Here is a 17,281-nt window from a genome sequence, read left to right on the forward strand (position 1 = left end):
GCTTCGGAACAGACTATAGGTACCGATACTAAACAGGTATACTAGAAATAGCTTATTTGATTAGCGATATTTTATGGGGAGGCCATTAGCGTGAAGTTAGCAATTTTCGTTATTTTAAAGCAATTCTCTGATTGGGAGGGGGCCTATTTAGCCAGTCAACTTAATCAAAGCTCGCAGTGGCAAGTAAAGTATGCTTCTAACCAAACTTCAGTTACTTCAATTGGGGGATTAACAGTCTTGCCTGACTATCAGCTTGATCAATTACCACAAGAAATCGATTTGTTAGTCTTGATTGGTGGTAATGCCTGGCAATTGACTGATCAGCAGTTTGTGACCAAATTACAACAACGTTTGCAGAATAAGCTGCCAGTGGCGGCAATTTGTGGCGCCGTTGATTTCTTAGCAAAGAATGGGTTGTTGAATCAATATCAGCATACTGGGAATAGTCAATCATTGTGGGCTGACTATCCAGATTATCAGAATCAGACCGGTTATCAATTACACCAAGCAGTGCGTGATCGTAATTTGGTAACGGCTAATGGAACGGCGGCACTAGACTTTACTGAACAAGTACTAATGATGATTGATTTCTCTGCGCAGATTCGCCAACAAGTAGATTTCTATCGTTTAGGCTTTTATCAATATTGTAAAAAGTATGGCAATCCGTTTTGATAATATCGGCAAATATTCCTAACGAGGTGAGTGAATGACGACTAAAGCTGATCGGGGCTACTTAGCGCCCGAGGCCCAGCTGCCTACAGTAATTACTAAGGCCGATTTGCTGACAATGATTCAAAGTCCAAACGCCGTTGAACGGACGACGGCAGCTCGGCTAGTTTTACAAAAGCAATTATTGGATGTCACTGTTGCTAAGGCGTTGCTGGGCCAACTAAAAGTTGAGACTAAGCTGTATGCCAAAATCGAAATTTGCCAGACGCTGCAACATGGTGATAGCGCCGTTATTAAGTTAATGTTGCCATTATTGGGTCAAATTGGCTCGAATCAGCTGCATAGCTGGTCGCAGTGTGTTCCTTCAAAGAAAAAGTCTTATCCCTTGCCGCGAGATATTATTGCTCGCACCTTAGCTCGAACCGAGCCAGTAATGTTGTCGGTAATGGTCGATTTTCTTGATCAGCAAGCGACTGTTTTACAAGCAAGGGAATTAATTGATGCCATTGGCTTTAAATGCTTTTACACACCGGCGTTGGCAAATGACGCTCAGCTAACGGCGATTTATCAATCCTTAATGCTTCAGTTAGGCAACAATATTTTAACTTGGAAGTTTACGACGCTGTTATCAGCTTTTAAAACTGACTTGGCATTGGCAAAATTAGCCAAGCTGAAGCAAATTGATAATGCGACTATTCAAGCAGAAATTAACCGCTCCGAGATATTAATTAGGCAAGGAAGGTCAAAATGACTTTTAAACGGACGATGACAGTCAGCCAGTTTCAAAATCAATATTATTATCGCACTGAATTACAACAAATTTGTCGTGAGTTAAGTTTGCCAGTAGCTGGCACTAAGGCCGAATTGAATCAGCGCATTATTAATTTCCTGTCCGGTAAAGTGCAGCCAAAGTCAGCTCGGGTTGTTTCTAATCAGCTACAAGCGCCATTAACACTAACGACTAAAGTTTTGTCAGGTGTTAAATTAAATCAATCGTTGCGCCAATTCATGGCCGCTTACTATGGCCGGTCGCAAATTAAATTTAATAAGGCAATGGCGGTGGCAATTCGCCAAGTTAAAGCCGAACAGGATGAAAGTTTCACTGTGGCAGACTTGTTAGCAATTTATGAAGGGCGGCGTCAGGTTGATACCAGTCAGGATGATCCTAGCTATCAGTGGAACCAATTCCTGAAGGATTATTGCGCTGATCCACATAATCAACAAGTCGCTAACAAACTTGCTGCAGCTGCTAAGCTCTGGCAACAAATTAAGACGCAACCTGGCCCTAAAATTTATCAAACGCCTTCGCTATAATCGCTGCATTTTGTGCCAGCAATTTATGAGGCCCATTTTTTAAAATCAAAATGACAAAACTGTTCGTCATCGCCATGGCTAGATGCTGTTGCGGTCAGTTAAACTAAGCATCATGAGTTTAACTGGAATGGAGTGGATTTAATGCCGTTGTTAGCAATTTTGCTGGATATTTTGACCTTAGGTGCTTATTGGTTGCAGGTCGATGTATTTGATAGTGGGCTGACACTGATCGGCTTTGTTTTTCAGATTGCTATGGTGCTGATTTTATTTTTAGTGACGATTGATTACCAAGGCCCGCGGGTCACGCGCTATCGACCGGCCGGTTATGGCTATTTGACCATTCGTTATGGTCTGATTATCATGTCCTTCGTTATCAATGCCATCGTGCTATTCCTTTATGGCTTGGCTTATTTCAAAATCAATGACGTTTTATTTCATCAGGTAGCGCTGTTAATTCTAAAATAACGACTTTAAATCAGTCGTGGTATTTTGCAAAAAAAATTGTCTCATTGCTTTAATGGATGAGACAATTTTTTTGTTATTTTAGCGTAACCGAGATTTTCGTTAAGGGCCAATTGTGCGCTGGCTAGACAAGTATTTTTGCTAGGGAAGGCACTGTTTTCAATTGATTTAAAGTTAGCCTAAACAGATTACATGCGAAATTGTGATAATCCGCTTATATTAACAGTACTTACAATACTGTTTTTAAAATATAGGAGGTAGCACGACCATGACACTAACAAGGTTTAGAACTTCAGGCGGCCGGTTATTTATGGCTGCAGTTCTGATGATAATTGGTTATTGTAGTTTAATGCTATTTGAGTGGGCCTGGTGGGGTATTTTAGTCAGTGGTATTTTCGCGTGGCTAATTGCTTTTAATCCCAGTGGTAAAGCAGCGTTTAGTCGACCGGAGCACGTTTGGCTAATTCCTTTAGGAGTGATCTTATATTTTGGGGTGAGTATGATCGTTGGTGCTTGGGCCAATGCTGTCGGTTTGAAATGGGCGGGTAGTCCGGCTGCGGCACAGCCATTATTTCCTATGCTGGCTCAATTGCCGTTCATGTTAATGGGGGAAGAATTATTGGGCATTGGGGTCCTTGAGGGTGCGCGGGCCAGGGGCTGGTCTTGGTTGCCTAGTACTTTATTAAGCGGCCTGATCTTCGGAATGTTACATTTTCTGGATTATTGGGATGGCTCAGTGGCTTCTACGATGCTGCACGTTTTAATGCTGCAAGGGGTGGCGCGTCTGATTCTAAATCGGATTTATTTGCATAGTGGTCAGAGCATTTGGAGTTCGTGGCTGGCCCATGTGTTAATCGATTTGCTGGCCTTTGCCATTTAATTGTTCATTTTATTTAATGATATTTTTTGAAAAAAAGTGATTCAAATTTTAGTGCTGAGAATGATTTTTATTTTTGGAAAAAGTTGAATTACTTTCGTTTGTCAGCTTAAAGATTAGGTAGGGCTAATTATTGGGAATACGAGTTGCTTTAGTTGCTGGTGATTCGGTTTGAACAAAAAGTTAACCCAGCCTAATCTTTTTGTTGTGCTAAAGGAAAAGCTATGATAGTCTTTGGATAGAGCAAGTGCTTTATGAAGATTGGAGGGCTCTTTATGTTAACTATTAAGAACCTCACTGTGGCATATGATGACACACCAGTATTTACCGATGTTGCCGTTAATTTCAACGCAGGTAAAATTACTGGGATCATCGGGCCGAACGGTGCAGGTAAATCGACCATGATCAAAGCAATTCTCGGTCTGATCAAATCACAAACAGGGGTGGTCAAGTATAACGACCAATCAATTAAGTCGGTTCAGAAACAAATTGCTTATGTGGAGCAACGCAAGGACTTAGACTTAAGTTTTCCAATTAACGTTTTCGACTTGGTATTGACTGGAACCTACGGCAAATTAGGTTTGTTCAAAAGTCCTGGTAAAGCAGAACGGGCTGCTAGTCAAGCCGCGTTGGCTAAAGTGTCGCTAACAGAATTCAGTAAGCGGCAAATTGGTAATTTATCTGGTGGACAATTACAGCGTGTCTTCGTTGCGCGGGCAATTGTGCAAGAGGCAGAAATTATCATCTTGGATGAACCGTTCGTGGGCATCGATTTGCAAAGCGAAACGGCGATTATGAAGATTCTTAAGCAGTGGCGGGATGCTGGCAAAACAATCATTGTCGTTCACCACGATTTAAATAAAGTCTCACGTTACTTTGATGACTTAGTGGTAATGAATCATGGCATTATCGACTTTGGCCCAGTTGCCGACGTTTATAATGCTCACAATATTGAACAAGCCTTTAGTGCAGACCTATCTTCTGTCTTGTTTACAGCAAAGGAAGGTGCGCAGTGATGGCCTCATTATCAGAATTCTTTAGTGCGTTAGGACGTTATGATTTCTTACAAAGTGCCTTGATCACCGCAATTATGGTGGGGATGATGTCAGGCATTATCGGGAGTTTTATTATTTTACGCGGCATGTCGTTAATGGGCGACGCCATCTCTCATGCGGTTTTACCAGGGGTGGCGGTCGCTTACATGTTCGGCTTCAATATCTTAATTGGCGCTTCGCTGTTCGGTATTTTAGCGGCGCTACTGATCGGTTTCGTGGCCGCACATAGTAAAATCAAAACGGATACATCAATTGGGGTGGTTTTCAGTGCTTTCTATGCCCTAGGTTTTATTTTGATCTCAATGGCGGAAAGTTCGACTAACTTGCATCACATTTTGTTTGGGAATATTTTAGCCGTGAATGATTCCGATATTATGACCACCGCCGTTGTGTTAGGCATTGTCATTTTATTCGTGACCTTCTTCTACAAAGAGTTATTGGTGACCTCGTTTGACGAAACCTATGCCAAAACTTACGGCCTTAAAGTTCAGCTCTTACATTATGCCTTGATGCTGGTCTTAACTTTGGTAACCGTATCGGCGTTACAAACGGTGGGTATTATCTTGGTGGTGGCAATGTTGATTACGCCAGCAGCGACAGCCTTTCTCTGGACTGACAAACTATCGACGATGCTGATTTTAGCTGCTACCTTTGGCGTGGTTTCTTCAATTACGGGCCTCTACTTTAGTTATACCTTCAACTGGGCTTCCGGTCCGGCAATCGTGATTGTCGCGGCGTTATTGTTTGCCATCTCCTTTATTTTCTCACCAAAACAAGCTGTCTTTCATTTCCACAATAAGCCAACCAAACAGGAGGTTGACTAATGAAGAAGAATATTATTGCAGTTGTGGCCGTCGTTTTAATGGTCACTGGGGTTTATTGGTTCCTAAATCATCGTAATCCTCAAGAAACTAGTCAAATTAGCGCCACTCAGAAATTACGAGTCGTTACGACTAACTCGATTCTCGAAGATATGGTTCATAATGTTGGGCAAGATCGCATTGAATTGTACAGTATTGTTAAGCGCGGGACTGACCCTCATGAATACGAGCCGAAACCGGCCGATGTTTCAGCAACTGCTGACGCCGATATTATTTTCCATAACGGTTTGAATTTGGAAACCGGCGGCAATGGTTGGTTCACGAAACTGGTTCAAACTTCGCATAAGCAATTTGATGTTGATGCGTTCGCTGTCAGTACCGATGTGGTGCCGCAGCATTTAACGACTAATGTGAACGAAGAGGATCCGCATGCGTGGTTGGATTTAGCCAACGGCATCAAATACGTGAAACGAATGACGGCGATCATGAAAGAGAAGGATCGTAAGAATGCCGACTTTTATCAAAAAAATTCAGATGCCTACGTGGCAAAATTATTGAATTTACACAAGACGGCTCAATCCAAGTTTATTAATATTCCTGAAAGCCAACGACTTTTGGTGACATCAGAGGGGGCATTTAAGTATTTCGCCCAAGCTTATCATGTGAAGGCCGCTTATATTTGGGAAATCAACACTGAGGCTCAAGGTACGCCAGAACAAATGCAACAAGTTTTGGCAAAAATTCGCCAATCAGAGGTGAAGAGCTTGTTCGTTGAGTCATCGGTTTCTCCAAAGTCGATGGAGAAAGTGGCTAAAGAAAGTGGACTATTGATTTACGCCAAAATTTTCACTGACTCACTGGCTAGCAAGGGTAAGCCAGGGGATACGTATTATTCAATGATGAAGTGGAATCTCGATAAAATTCATGACGGATTGGCGAAAGAGTAACTGAATTGTGCCAAGCTGCTTCCTAATTGAAGTGGTTGCTGAGCGATTTTACGAGCGTGGAACGCCGTGGTTGTCGATTTGAAACTGACCTAGTTTTGGGCGAAAGAGAGCACAACTCCGTTGCGGCCGGCGGAGTGTGGAACGTTGCCGACGCTGATTTGAGCTTATTGCTGCGCAACAATCTCAAATACAGGTCTTCTTCTAACCGCTAAAGCGGCAAGAAAAATTTGGCGACTGACACTCCGGCGGCCTCCACTGCGTTTTGAGCTAGTGTGGTCCACTTTAGATTTGATTGATATCAAGGCAATACATGTGAGGCTAGATAATTTCCCAGCCACCACCTGATGAAACTAGCAGAATTGATCTCCACTATTTAGAAAAACAGATTGATATAAACTAATAAGTCTGTTTGACAAGTTTTCTGGAATTTAACCAGAGAACTGTTAAACAGACTTTTTGAGTACTACTGTTCAGTTGAGACAACAGTCTAAATCAAGTTGATTAATCCCACTGCAATTGTCTTAAGCACTAACAAAAATGTAGTGAACTAACTCAACTCCAGACGGAATGGAGGGATCTTGTCGTCAGCCGCCAAATTATTGTTGGTGCTTTAGCACTTACAATAAGACTTGTATCTGAGACTTTGTGTAACAAAGGCTCAGATCAATGTCGGCCGCGTTCCACGACAAGCAGCCCGGAATGCAGTCAGAACTTATTCTGTTTCAACACTTTCATTAGATTTTAATGGTTTTGAATTTTGATTAAAGTATCGTAATTTGAAGGCAACTTGACGGAACTCCTGAGTTTCGCTATCATTTTGTAATGAGATGACTAACGCGGAGGTGGATTCATGTCATTAATTCTCGGTGTAGTCACATTATTTACGCTTATTATTTTATTTATCGCAATTCGGCAACGACGGAAATTTTTAGTTTTTAGTTCCAGCATCATGCTGCTGTTTGAAGCAGCGTTACTCTGTTTTTTGTTCGTGATGTTTTCAGCCCCGATTTAAATGGTCGGGATTTCAGAGGAGCGTATCCAGTTGGCAGTCACAATTAAACCCTTAACAGCCAGTGATATTCTGCCATTATGGCAATTGGCTTACGGTAAAGGAAATTCAGAATGGCAAAATTGGAATGGCCCTTATTTTCATGACCCAGTTTTAACGTTAGCTGAGTTTCAGCAAAAATTTAAGTCTCATAATTGGATGCGCCAAGGTATTTGGGTCGATCAAACCTTAGTGGGCGAAGTTTCGGCCTATTACGAAGATGGCCCATTGCAACGTTGGCTCGATGTCGGCATTGTGATTTATCAGCAGCAGTCTTGGCAACATGGCATTGGCACGCAAGCGCTAAAGCTGTGGCTTGATCTGGTTTTCGCTCAAACAGATTTGCCCCATGTTGGGTTAACAACTTGGTCTGGCAATGTCCGCATGATGCGAGTCGCTGAAAAATTGGGCTTGAATTTAGAGGCCCGCGTGCCACAAGTACGTTTTTGGCAGGGGAAATATTGGGATTCGGTGAAGTATGGTGTGCTCAGAACTGACTGGCAACACCTTAACAATTGCTAAAATAGATCCGAGGTCCATGACTGTCGCAGTTATTCTTAGGTAAGTGGTGGAAGCGTCGAAATCAAAGCGCCATAAAAAAATCACGTTGACAACAGACACAGGTTGCTTTTCCTGTGGCGAAGTCAGCGTGATTTTTTTGATTGTTGCAGTTAAAAAAATTTTACTTGAGTGACTGTTTATGGCAAATCGTTGCCAGCTGCAAAGTAGACATCGTACCATTCTTGCTTCGTTAAGGTGATATCGGCGCCTGCAGCGCTATCTTTAATGTGTGCCGGATTCATGGTGCCCAGCATAACTTGGACGCTGGCAGGATGCCGTAACAGCCAAGCAACAGCAATGGCGTTTTTGCTAGCATGATACTTGTCGGCTAATTCAGCTAGCTTATCATTTAGTTCCTTAAATTCTGGATCATTAATGAAAGTACCAGCAAATAGGCCGTGTTGGAATGGCGACCAAGCTTGAATAGTGGTGTTGGTCCGCCGAGAATATTCCATTAAGCCGCCATCATGGTTGATTGAGCGTGGGTCAGTCATATTAGTGTGCAGGCCGTAATCAATCATGCCAGTGTGAGCGATGCTGAATTGCAATTGATTAATGAGCAACCGTTGTGAAACGGCGCCCTGAACCATAGCAACTTGCTCCGGATTAAAGTTAGAAACGCCGAAATGGCGAACTTTACCGCTAGCTTGTAGTTCATCGAAGGCTGCGGCAACTTGGTCCAATTCCATTAATGGATCAGGCCGATGTAGTAAAAATGAATCTAAATAATCAATTTGCATTCTTTGTAAAATACCGTCAACAGCAGCAATTAAATGCTGTTTCGAGAAGTCATAACGCTTGCCAAAAACTAAACTGCCATGTGAACGAGCGGGATCAAAAACAATGCCGCCTTTTGATTGAATAAATAATTGGTCACGATTTAATGAAGATTGCTTAAGCGCGGCCCCGAAAACTTCTTCGGATTTACCCATGCCATAAATATCTGCTGAGTCGATAAAGTTGATACCAGTATCTACGGCGGTTTCCAAAGTTTTGGCAGCATCAGCTGTTGATAAAACGTTCATCCGCATAATGCCTAGAGCTACTGCCGAAGCTTCCCAGTTAGTCTGACCGATTTTGATGTTTTTCATAGTTGTCCTCCTTTAGACAATATCTGTGGCTATCACCACGTTTAAAAGATGTGTGAAAAATGATATACTCTTGTGTTAGTTCAGTTAAGTCGCGTTTGAAAGAGGGGTCATAGCAGTAATGATTACCACGTCGTCTCATTCAATCACGATTACCATAACGAATATTCACAACAATTGCTACTTTAAAACCTCGACCATAGTTTAGGTCAAGGACTTTTTTTAAAAAAGGAGAAAAAAGATGGGATTAACAATTTCAGACGCTGCCAATGATACCGGCATTCCGATTACGACGATTCGTTACTACGATAAAATGGGTCTTTTGCCATTCTTGGCGCGCGATGATAATAGCCATCGTCATTTCTCGCGCGACGATATTGGGATGCTTGAATTGATCAACTGTTTAAAATGTACCGGCATGCCCTTGGCTAAAATTCGCCAATTTATTGAAATGTATGAAGCTGGTGATAGCACTTTGCCGGCACGTCTCGCTTTGGTCAAGCAGCAGAAAAAAGATATTGAAGCACGAATTGCCCAAGATCAAGCTTATTTAGCCAAAGTTGATTGCAAGATTGAAATTTATCAAAAAGCTGTTGATGAAGCAGAATTAACCAGCAAGAAGTGACTGATAAATAAAAGGGTCCGAATTGTGCCAAGACTTCCCCGATTTTGGCGGTGGTCGCTGGGCAATTTGAATTTTAACTAGTTTTGAACAGAATGGCGAACAACTCCGTTGCGGCCGGCCGCGTTCCACGCCAAGCAGCCCGGAATGGAGTCAGACTCAATTCTGTTTGATCGTATTCACCTGGTTTAATGCTTTTGAACTTTGGATTTCGATTGACTGAATCAACATCGGCCACGTTCCGCAACCAGCAAGTCTTTTTGTTATTCAATGGTCAGGCGGCTCCGATATAATGAGACTAATGGGGCAAACTAATTATTGGAGGAACAGCAATGAAATCATTCTTTAACTTTTTAGAGCAACGGTTATTACCACCGCTAAATAAAGTTGCCAATACGAAAGTCATTCGGGGGATTATGAATGCTAGTTTGGCGGCGGTACCGTTTACCATCGTGGCGTCAATATTTTTAATTCTAAATAATTTACCGCAAATTTTGCCAGCTGGCGCAAAATTCTTTCAACAGACGATTTTGCGCTTCAGTGGTTTTTATTCTTTAGGAAATACGATGGCACTAGGTTCAATTGCGATTTATTATTCGTTGGCTGTGGGCTATTACTATATTGAAGAGTACCGCAATGCCGGCGAAACACAGTTGAATGCTTTTACTGGGGCGATTCTGTCGTTGTTCGCATTCCTAATGTCGATTCCGACGATTACTTGGCGAGATGGCACGGCAACAGGAATGACGACCGCAATTAAGGCTAACACGGGCTCGGTGAGTGGTGTGTCGTTGACCAATGGTTGGTTGACTCGCTTTGGTGGGATCGGGATTTTTATTGCGATTATTTTAGGCATTTTGGCGGTGCAACTTTATCGGCTTTGTGTGATTTATCATTGGACGATTAAAATGCCGGCCGGTGTTCCAGAAGGGGTCAGTCGTTCTTTTGCTTCACTGATTCCGGCCATTTTAATTGCCTTCGTGATGATCGCCATTATTACAATTCTCGGGTTATTAGGCACTGATTTGCACGCACTGCTGCTAATTCCTTTTGGTTTTGTCCAAAATCTGACTGGCTCTTGGCTCGGCATGGTTGTGATCCTCTTGTTGATTCATTTATTATGGATTGTTGGTGTTCACGGTACCGCGATTATTAAAAACAGTTTTGTGAACCCGATTTTGTTGGTTTTACTGACCGAAAATATTAACGGGGCGCACCATGTTTTTGCTGGCGACTTTATTAATATGTGGGTTTTCATTGGCGGTGCTGGTGGCACTTTGGGGCTAGTCTTGTTGATGTTATTTAATGCCAAGTCAAAGCAGTTACAAGTTTTAGGACGGGCCGCCATTGTGCCGGGAATTTTCAATATTAATGAACCGGTGATCTTTGGGGCGCCAATTGTTTACAATCCTTATTTGATTATTCCGTTCCTCGTGAATCCAATTGTGTTAGCGTCGACGGCCTATTTCGCCATAAAAGTTGGTTGGGTGTCGGTGGTTAATTCGGCGATGGCTTGGATATTACCAGTGGGGATCGGCGCCTGGATCGGGACCAGTGGCAATTTAGGTGCCGTTGTTTTAGCATTCGTTAATTTAATTTTGTCGATCATCATTTACTATCCATTTTTCAAACTCTATGATCGCAAGTTATTTACTGAAGAAATAAATGGTGCTCAGGATTAACTTGCCGATTGTTTTGAAGCGCCAAGTGGCCGTTAATAATGATGATTAATTTTTAAATGATTTCGGTAATTAAAGGCACAATAATTGTTTTAATAGTCGTAAAAAGGTTTAATATAAAGGAGTGAGTATAATTTCGGGAGAATAATCTTATGACTAAGCAAACAAATACTAATGACAATCAATTCGTGAAAATTTTAGACGGGGTTTCTGAAGGTATCAATGACGCTGAACCAGTATTTTCAGCACAAGCTGATCCAGTAGCGACTGAAAGCAATGCGAAGCAAGCGTTTCGTTATTTGCTTTGGGGCGTTGTTTCAGTAATCGTCAATTTTGGCACGTTTTTCATTCTTTACAATGCCTTACATTTAAATTATCAATTTGCGAATATTGTGGCTTGGTTTTTAGGTGTTCAAACCGGATTTTGGGTTGATCGCGTGATTGTTTTTCGCCACCAATCGAAAACAGTTGGTCGCGAAATGTTGGCGTTCTACGGCACGCGGCTGTTAACGTTCCTAATTGAATCCGCGACTTTATGGGTCGGCATTACGCTGTTAAGTGGTAATGGCACGGCTTCGAAAGTTGTCGGTCAAGTCTTGGCCATTATTGGCAACTACATTTTATCCAAGTTCTTTATTTTTAAAAATCATCCTGAGCAGGAAGCAAAATAATCCATTTACGGGTATCAATCATTAAAAAAGGCCTTAACAATTTTGAAAAATAATTGTTAAGGTCTTTTTTTATTTGCTAGTGTTATTGTGGCAGGACAATTTGTAGTTGTGGCCATTGCTGCTGCCAAGTTTTTTTAGCAACTCGTTGTTTGAAAACAGCGATTTTCTCGGGATCATTGGCGAAATAGGGCGTTGGCGCAATTACAAACCGAGTTATATCAGCCAAACCATAGGGCAGAAATAATTCTAATTGTTGCGTGCGCGGATTCAAACGAGCGCCAATGGCAGTACAACGCTCTGGGAAATGACGAATTGCATCACGACTTGAATGATAGGGTGCGGTGTGAGGATTATGGTGATGCATAAAGGCCTGATTCTTTAATTCCCAGTTATATTTCGGTTGTGCTTGGCGCAATTGCCGGTTTAACTGGACTGTTTTCTCGTAGGAAATTGTTCGATCAAAGAAAATAATGTCCACATCACTTTGTTGATCAAATGGTGGTCGACCAGCCAATTTATTCCAAATAAAATTGCGTAAGCTACCAGCGCACAGCCAACTGTCGGCTAAATTCAATGTGGCCGTTATTTGCAGAATTTCAAATAATTCTGGTTGCTGAATAATCAAACGCTTTAATGCTGCTTCGTTAAGCATGCTAGGTGTCCCCTCTGAAAGATTAACTATCGGCTCCATCATACCACGTCCATAGTTGTTGCGACGTTCCACATCTTAGTCCAGTTTTAATGGTGACCGGCCTAGACAAGAAAGTGATTGTAGTGGAGCTTAATTAATTGAGCCAGCTTCTATGGGCGCGGTAGACTGTCTTTAAAAAGGGAAGGATGTTGAACGAAATGGTGCAAGTTGCGAACTTTAGGGAGTTGGTTCAGGCCATTACAGCTGAAGCCACAGAAATCACCATCACGCGCAATATTATTGCTTTACATTCGCTTAAATTACCGGCTGGTGTGGTGCTGAATGGTGCAGTCCAGGAAAACTTGGCCGTGCCAATGTTGCTATTTACTGCCAGTGATGGAATTGGCGTGACTAGCAACAACCAAATTCGTAATCTTAATATTCAAACCGCCGTTGATCAGCGGGCGATTTATAATGCCGGTCAAACGGAAGATTTAGGCTCGTTTGTCTTTGAAGATTTAACGATCGTCGGTCAATTTTCTTTTATTATGCGCGCGGGGAGCTTGTGGGCGGCGCTTTCACTTGATAATGTTAATATTGTTGCTGCTGATGCGCGCAAGTATTTGGAGCAACCACAGAAATATGGTGTTAATGTTTTGCAAGGTGCGCTAACAGTTTATAATTTTAATCCCAACGCGGACAGTCGCATTAAATTAAAAGCCCAACATCTGACAATCGGCCAGAAAAATGCGCCGGTCATTGGCTCCGGTGTCTTTATTAGCGGCGCTGGTGATCAAGGCGGCCGCGTTGAAGTCAGTATGCTAATGACCAATCATGTTTATAGTACTGGTTTAATTCCTGAAGGTGTGGCCAATATTATTACCGGCGCTATTTTTATCGTTTATGGCGCCTACGCTAAAGAAATTGTCCAACATGGCGAAACAGTGACTTATGGCGTTAATGATATGGTGCTGGACGCTTGGGGCAGTGTTGATCACTGGCGGGTTAATGGCCCGGTTACTTCTTATGGCCCGTCAGGAATTGGCTTTGTTAATTTCGGCATTGTTAATCGCATCGAGTTTACGGCGGCAATCCAAACTTTCGGGCTTGGTGCACGGGGTTATAACCAATATGACGGGACTTTGCGCGAAGGTATTTTCCAATCGATTGAAACTTTTGGTGATGGTTCGATTGGGATTCAAATTTCCAAAGAGGTTGGTCAGCTCCATGTTCGCGGCCATTTAACCACACATGGTAGTGTTGGCCGTTCCTTAGTTAAGGGTGTGCTGCAGCAACTACCAGCCTATGCCATTAGTGTTAAAAGTGGCGGCCATGTTGAAAACTTGGCGATTGCTGGCGATGTTTGCACAACTGGGGCTAAGGTAACCAGCATCAGTGTTGAAAATCAGGCGGAAATTGATGCTTTCAGTATCAGTGGCGAAGTTGCTACTAGAGGCCAGAACTCGCAAGCACTAATGGTGGCTGATGATGCTGTGGTGCCGCCATTAGATTTTGATTTTACTAAATAGTTAATGATTCCTTGCTTTGATAAAAATAAAAAAATGAATGGAGAAATTTACGATGCGTGAACAAGATTTGATGACTGAATTTTTACGAATTGGCAAGACTTTCAACCGTGATTTGCGGACGATGCCAACTTTATATGGTTCACTAGGATTATGGAAAATCAGCGACGTGACTTTCGATGCCGATGACATTGATATTTTGGTGCCGAAACCTTTCTTAAAGTCTGGCTGGAAAGAATTGATCGAAGCGATGAAATCTTTGAATTATGAATTGAAAGATGAGCATGAACATAAATTCAGCAATGGCCAATATGAAGTCGGCATTTCCTTTGTCGAAGATTTGGATGATTACGCTGGCTTGGACTATCGCCAAATGGCATGTGTTAATGAGGACGGCTGCATTTACTTCCAATTGAATTTGGACGACTACCAGAAGGTTTATAGCCATTCATTAACCGACAGTTACCGTCAGGAAAATAAAGGCGCTGGTGACACTGCTAAGCTGGCGGTGATCAGCGATTTAATGCTGGCCAGTCCCAATCGACCAATGCACTATTAAGAATGAATTGGATTACTGATTAAAACGCCAAACCACTGAATGCTGAAGGGGATGTTAAAACAGAACTGGTTTTGACTTCATTGCGGGCTTGCTGGTTGTGGAACGCTGCCGGCATCAATTTGAACCAATTAAAGACCAAATTGTTTCAAATACGAGCCTTATACTAAGCGATAAATCGCTAAGTATAATTTGGCGGCTGACAACCACGCCCTCCATTCTGTCTGGAGTTGAGGTGGATCACTTCAACTTTGTTGGTGGTTAAGGCAGTGGTAGTGGGGCTCATTACTAACTTTAATTTGTAATAATAGTTGAACAGCAAAAGAATGGTGTGACAATCTCTACTGAGAATAGAGTTGTCACACCATTTTTGTGCTGCACGCTGGTTTATGCAAATAGTGGGGCTCAATTTTATTAGTTTGATCAGGTGGTTGCTGGGTGATAGCTAACTTCGCTAGCATTGCAATTTAATCTAACCAAGCTAAGTAGCCTAATTTAACATTGCTTGACAATAGGTCTTTCATCAAAGTAATAGGTCAGAATCAGACTGTAACTGAATTGCTTGGACCAATAATTTCTCCGCGACAGCAATAACAGCTGCAATGATAATTGGAATTAATAAAATAGTGAAGCCGAGGAGAAAGGCAAAGGGCATGCCAGAAATGCCGAAATGAAAGAAAGGCACAGCCAGGCCGATGGCAACAATGGTTTCACTAATTGCCAAATAGCGAAGCTGTCGAAGAAAGTGCAAGTTGGCCGTGGTGAAGGCTTTTTGTTGATCAATCAAGCGTAAGATTCGATATGCAAAATAAATTGCTGCCCAACTAATGAACGCGGTCAGATACAAAGCAATTTCGAAGAAAACTTGGTCGGTAAAAAGGGCCCGTTCATCTGGAGAATTAATCATGATTATTGTTAATAGTGTTGTATAGCCGGCAATAAAAAGAGCACTGAGTCCTAAAATGATTTTGAGGTAAAGTGTTTTAATTTTCATTAGAAATCACTCGGTTCCAATTTGATAGGACAATTGTAATTAAAATCACATTTAAAAGCAACCAATCAATTGCTTTTAAATAAAAGTTATCACTTAATTAAAGAATTTGAATCCGATGTTTTGCACATTCGTCAATCATGGCTTGGGGCCAAACACTAGCCTGGACTTCACCGACGTGAGCTTTGCCGAGCAATAACATGCATAGGCGTGATTGGCCAATGCCGCCGCCAATGGTGTAGGGCAATTCGCCGTTCAAAATCATTTGGTGGTAAGGCAAACTCAGCCGTTGTTCTTGGTGCGCAATTTTAAGTTGACGTTGCATCGCCTCAGCATCAACGCGAATGCCCATACTAGAAATTTCTAGTGCTTTTTGTAAGGGCTCGTACCAGAATAAAATATCGCCGTTTAATTGCCAATCATCGTAATCAGGGGCGCGGTCATCGTGACGTTGGCCATTCGTCAACGTATCGCCAATTTGCATCAGAAAAACGCAACCTAATTCCTGACAAATTGCATTTTCGCGTTCTTTTGGTGCCAGGTCTGGATAACGGTCCAGCAATTCTTGGCTGGTGATGAAATGAATCTCATCAGGTAAATGATGAACAGCTTGGGGGAACTTATACCAAACTTCGTGTTCCATATGTTTAATGACTTTAAAAATTTGCTGCACTGTTTGTTTTAGCGTCGTTAAATTACGTTCATCACGGCTAATAATTTTTTCCCAATCCCACTGATCAACGTAAATCGAATGAATATTGTCCAGGTCTTCATCCTTGCGAATCGCGTTCATATTAGTATAAAGTCCCTGGTGCAGTTGGAAGCCATAGCGTTTCAAGGCAACACGCTTCCATTTAGCCAAGGAATGAACGATTTCAATCGTTTGGTCCGGTAAATCTTTCATGGTGAAGGAGACAGGTTGTTCAATCCCATTAAGGTTGTCGTTTAGGCCCGTACTTTGTTCAACGAACATTGGTGCTGATAAACGTGAAAGTTGTAATTCTTGACCAAATTCATCCTGGAAAGTTTCGCGAATATAACGAATCGCCGCTTGGGTATCGCGAACGGATAATTTGGGATCATAGTTTTGAGGAATAGTTAAATGCATGGCAAGTTGCTCCTTTAATGTTTATTAGGGAAAATAAAAAAAGTCTTTCAGCCCCATGATCTAGGGACGAAAGACTTTTTTCGCGGTACCACCCAAGTTGTTTAGCTCAACTAAACCAGCTCAAATCAGCAGACAAACATCTGCTGCCACTGGTAACGTTGCAGGAACGTCTAAGCCTACTATGTCATGATCTCTCGAAACAATTCGGTTAGAAACAAAGCAAGGGTTATTCAGAATAGTAGGTAGCTGCCTAGGTTTTCACTATTCCTAAGTCACTGTTCAGACCAACTAACTTACTGAGCTCACTTATGGTCGTTGTTATCTTGTTGCCAGTATCTTAGCATGAAGCGACTGGCTTTGTAAATATCTCAGCAATAACTTTTCTTAATTAATCTTGGCTAAAAAGGTTCTTTATTAAAGTGTGGCTGGTAGGCAGAACTGGTTTTGACTCCATTGTGGGCTTCTTGTCGTGGAACGCGGCCGACGCTGCTTGAAGCCTTTTTTTGCAAAAAATCTTCAATACAGGTCTTATCGTAAGTGCTAAAGCACCAACGATAATTTGGCAGTTGACGACAAGATCCCTCCATTTCGTCCGGAGTTGAGTTAGTGCATTTTATCATTGCTAGATTTTAAGGCAATATAGTGGGACTAATCA

General features: G+C 42.1%; 19 protein-coding genes. 14 read left to right on the top strand and 5 right to left on the bottom strand.

Annotated features, from left to right (window positions below; genetic code table 11):
- Positions 1 to 90: 90 nt before the first annotated feature.
- The 9 genes from EKM82_RS02355 (at position 91) to EKM82_RS02395 (ending at position 7,715) form a co-directional block, all read left to right on the top strand.
- Positions 91 to 672: a type 1 glutamine amidotransferase family protein gene (locus EKM82_RS02355; protein ID WP_125766724.1), complete on the top strand. Its 582-nt coding sequence runs from the start codon at positions 91 to 93 to the stop codon at positions 670 to 672.
- A gap of 34 nt (positions 673 to 706) precedes the next feature.
- Positions 707 to 1,420, top strand: coding sequence for a hypothetical protein (locus EKM82_RS02360; protein ID WP_125766725.1), 714 nt, complete (start codon positions 707 to 709; stop codon positions 1,418 to 1,420).
- A complete protein-coding gene (locus tag EKM82_RS02365; RefSeq protein ID WP_125766726.1) occupies positions 1,417 to 1,983 on the top strand; it encodes an SAP domain-containing protein in 567 nt (188 codons plus the stop codon). Before EKM82_RS02360 ends, EKM82_RS02365 begins: the two co-directional genes overlap by 4 nt.
- A 141-nt stretch (positions 1,984 to 2,124) precedes the next feature.
- Positions 2,125 to 2,448: a hypothetical protein gene (locus tag EKM82_RS02370; RefSeq protein ID WP_125766727.1), complete on the top strand. Its 324-nt coding sequence runs from the start codon at positions 2,125 to 2,127 to the stop codon at positions 2,446 to 2,448.
- A 307-nt stretch (positions 2,449 to 2,755) separates the two neighbouring features.
- On the top strand, positions 2,756 to 3,325 hold the full coding sequence (locus tag EKM82_RS02375) for a CPBP family glutamic-type intramembrane protease (RefSeq protein ID WP_225419637.1): 570 nt from the start codon (positions 2,756 to 2,758) through the stop codon (positions 3,323 to 3,325).
- A gap of 272 nt (positions 3,326 to 3,597) precedes the next feature.
- On the top strand, positions 3,598 to 4,338 hold the full coding sequence (locus tag EKM82_RS02380; RefSeq protein ID WP_125766729.1) for a metal ABC transporter ATP-binding protein: 741 nt from the start codon (positions 3,598 to 3,600) through the stop codon (positions 4,336 to 4,338).
- Entirely contained in the window at positions 4,338 to 5,201 is an 864-nt protein-coding gene (locus tag EKM82_RS02385) for a metal ABC transporter permease (RefSeq protein ID WP_125766730.1), read from the top strand. Before EKM82_RS02380 ends, EKM82_RS02385 begins: the two co-directional genes overlap by 1 nt.
- Complete coding sequence (locus tag EKM82_RS02390; protein WP_125766731.1) at positions 5,201 to 6,145, top strand: metal ABC transporter solute-binding protein, Zn/Mn family; 945 nt, start codon at positions 5,201 to 5,203, stop codon at positions 6,143 to 6,145. The genes EKM82_RS02385 and EKM82_RS02390 overlap by 1 nt, the downstream gene beginning before the upstream one ends.
- 1,042 nt (positions 6,146 to 7,187) lie before the next feature.
- Positions 7,188 to 7,715 carry a GNAT family N-acetyltransferase gene (locus EKM82_RS02395; protein ID WP_225419638.1) on the top strand — a complete coding sequence of 176 codons (528 nt, stop codon included), beginning with the start codon at positions 7,188 to 7,190 and terminating at the stop codon, positions 7,713 to 7,715.
- Positions 7,716 to 7,891: 176 nt separating this feature from the next.
- Here the strand turns inward: EKM82_RS02395 and EKM82_RS02400 are convergent, their stop codons facing one another.
- Positions 7,892 to 8,845 (bottom strand): aldo/keto reductase, encoded by a 954-nt coding sequence (locus EKM82_RS02400; RefSeq protein ID WP_125766733.1) that lies wholly within the window; start codon positions 8,843 to 8,845, stop codon positions 7,892 to 7,894.
- A 238-nt stretch (positions 8,846 to 9,083) separates the two neighbouring features.
- Between EKM82_RS02400 and EKM82_RS02405 the strand changes: the two genes are divergently transcribed.
- The 3 genes from EKM82_RS02405 to EKM82_RS02415 all read left to right on the top strand — a co-directional run bounded on the left by EKM82_RS02405 (position 9,084) and on the right by EKM82_RS02415 (position 11,814).
- Complete coding sequence (locus EKM82_RS02405) at positions 9,084 to 9,467, top strand: MerR family transcriptional regulator (protein ID WP_125766734.1); 384 nt, start codon at positions 9,084 to 9,086, stop codon at positions 9,465 to 9,467.
- A gap of 329 nt (positions 9,468 to 9,796) precedes the next feature.
- Positions 9,797 to 11,146 (top strand): PTS transporter subunit EIIC, encoded by a 1,350-nt coding sequence (locus tag EKM82_RS02410; RefSeq protein WP_125766735.1) that lies wholly within the window; start codon positions 9,797 to 9,799, stop codon positions 11,144 to 11,146.
- Between the two features lie 149 nt (positions 11,147 to 11,295).
- Complete coding sequence (locus EKM82_RS02415) at positions 11,296 to 11,814, top strand: GtrA family protein (protein WP_125766736.1); 519 nt, start codon at positions 11,296 to 11,298, stop codon at positions 11,812 to 11,814.
- An 82-nt stretch (positions 11,815 to 11,896) separates the two neighbouring features.
- Here EKM82_RS02415 and EKM82_RS02420 read toward each other — a convergent pair whose 3' ends face one another.
- The gene (locus EKM82_RS02420) at positions 11,897 to 12,466 is read right to left on the bottom strand and encodes a nucleotidyltransferase family protein (RefSeq protein ID WP_125766737.1); all 570 of its coding nucleotides are present in this window, start codon (positions 12,464 to 12,466) and stop codon (positions 11,897 to 11,899) included.
- 197 nt (positions 12,467 to 12,663) lie between these two features.
- Here EKM82_RS02420 and EKM82_RS02425 point away from each other — a divergent pair, with 197 nt between their 5' ends.
- Together EKM82_RS02425 and EKM82_RS02430 are read left to right on the top strand one after the other, a co-directional pair.
- Positions 12,664 to 13,974 carry a hypothetical protein gene (locus tag EKM82_RS02425; RefSeq protein WP_125766738.1) on the top strand — a complete coding sequence of 437 codons (1,311 nt, stop codon included), beginning with the start codon at positions 12,664 to 12,666 and terminating at the stop codon, positions 13,972 to 13,974.
- 52 nt (positions 13,975 to 14,026) lie between these two features.
- Positions 14,027 to 14,530 (top strand): hypothetical protein, encoded by a 504-nt coding sequence (locus tag EKM82_RS02430; RefSeq protein WP_125766739.1) that lies wholly within the window; start codon positions 14,027 to 14,029, stop codon positions 14,528 to 14,530.
- Positions 14,531 to 15,050: 520 nt separating this feature from the next.
- Here EKM82_RS02430 and EKM82_RS02435 read toward each other — a convergent pair.
- The 3 genes from EKM82_RS02435 to EKM82_RS11230 all read right to left on the bottom strand — a co-directional run bounded on the left by EKM82_RS02435 (position 15,051) and on the right by EKM82_RS11230 (position 17,213).
- Positions 15,051 to 15,521, bottom strand: a complete 471-nt coding sequence (locus EKM82_RS02435) for a DUF2975 domain-containing protein (protein ID WP_125766740.1) — start codon at positions 15,519 to 15,521, stop codon at positions 15,051 to 15,053.
- 97 nt (positions 15,522 to 15,618) lie between these two features.
- Positions 15,619 to 16,626 carry an aspartate--ammonia ligase gene (asnA, locus tag EKM82_RS02440; protein ID WP_125766741.1) on the bottom strand — a complete coding sequence of 336 codons (1,008 nt, stop codon included), beginning with the start codon at positions 16,624 to 16,626 and terminating at the stop codon, positions 15,619 to 15,621.
- A 398-nt stretch (positions 16,627 to 17,024) separates the two neighbouring features.
- A complete protein-coding gene (locus tag EKM82_RS11230) occupies positions 17,025 to 17,213 on the bottom strand; it encodes a hypothetical protein (RefSeq protein ID WP_164508059.1) in 189 nt (62 codons plus the stop codon).
- Positions 17,214 to 17,281: the final 68 nt, after the last annotated feature.

This window comes from Lapidilactobacillus wuchangensis, from assembly GCF_003946645.1.
Taxonomy (GTDB): domain Bacteria; phylum Bacillota; class Bacilli; order Lactobacillales; family Lactobacillaceae; genus Lapidilactobacillus; species Lapidilactobacillus wuchangensis.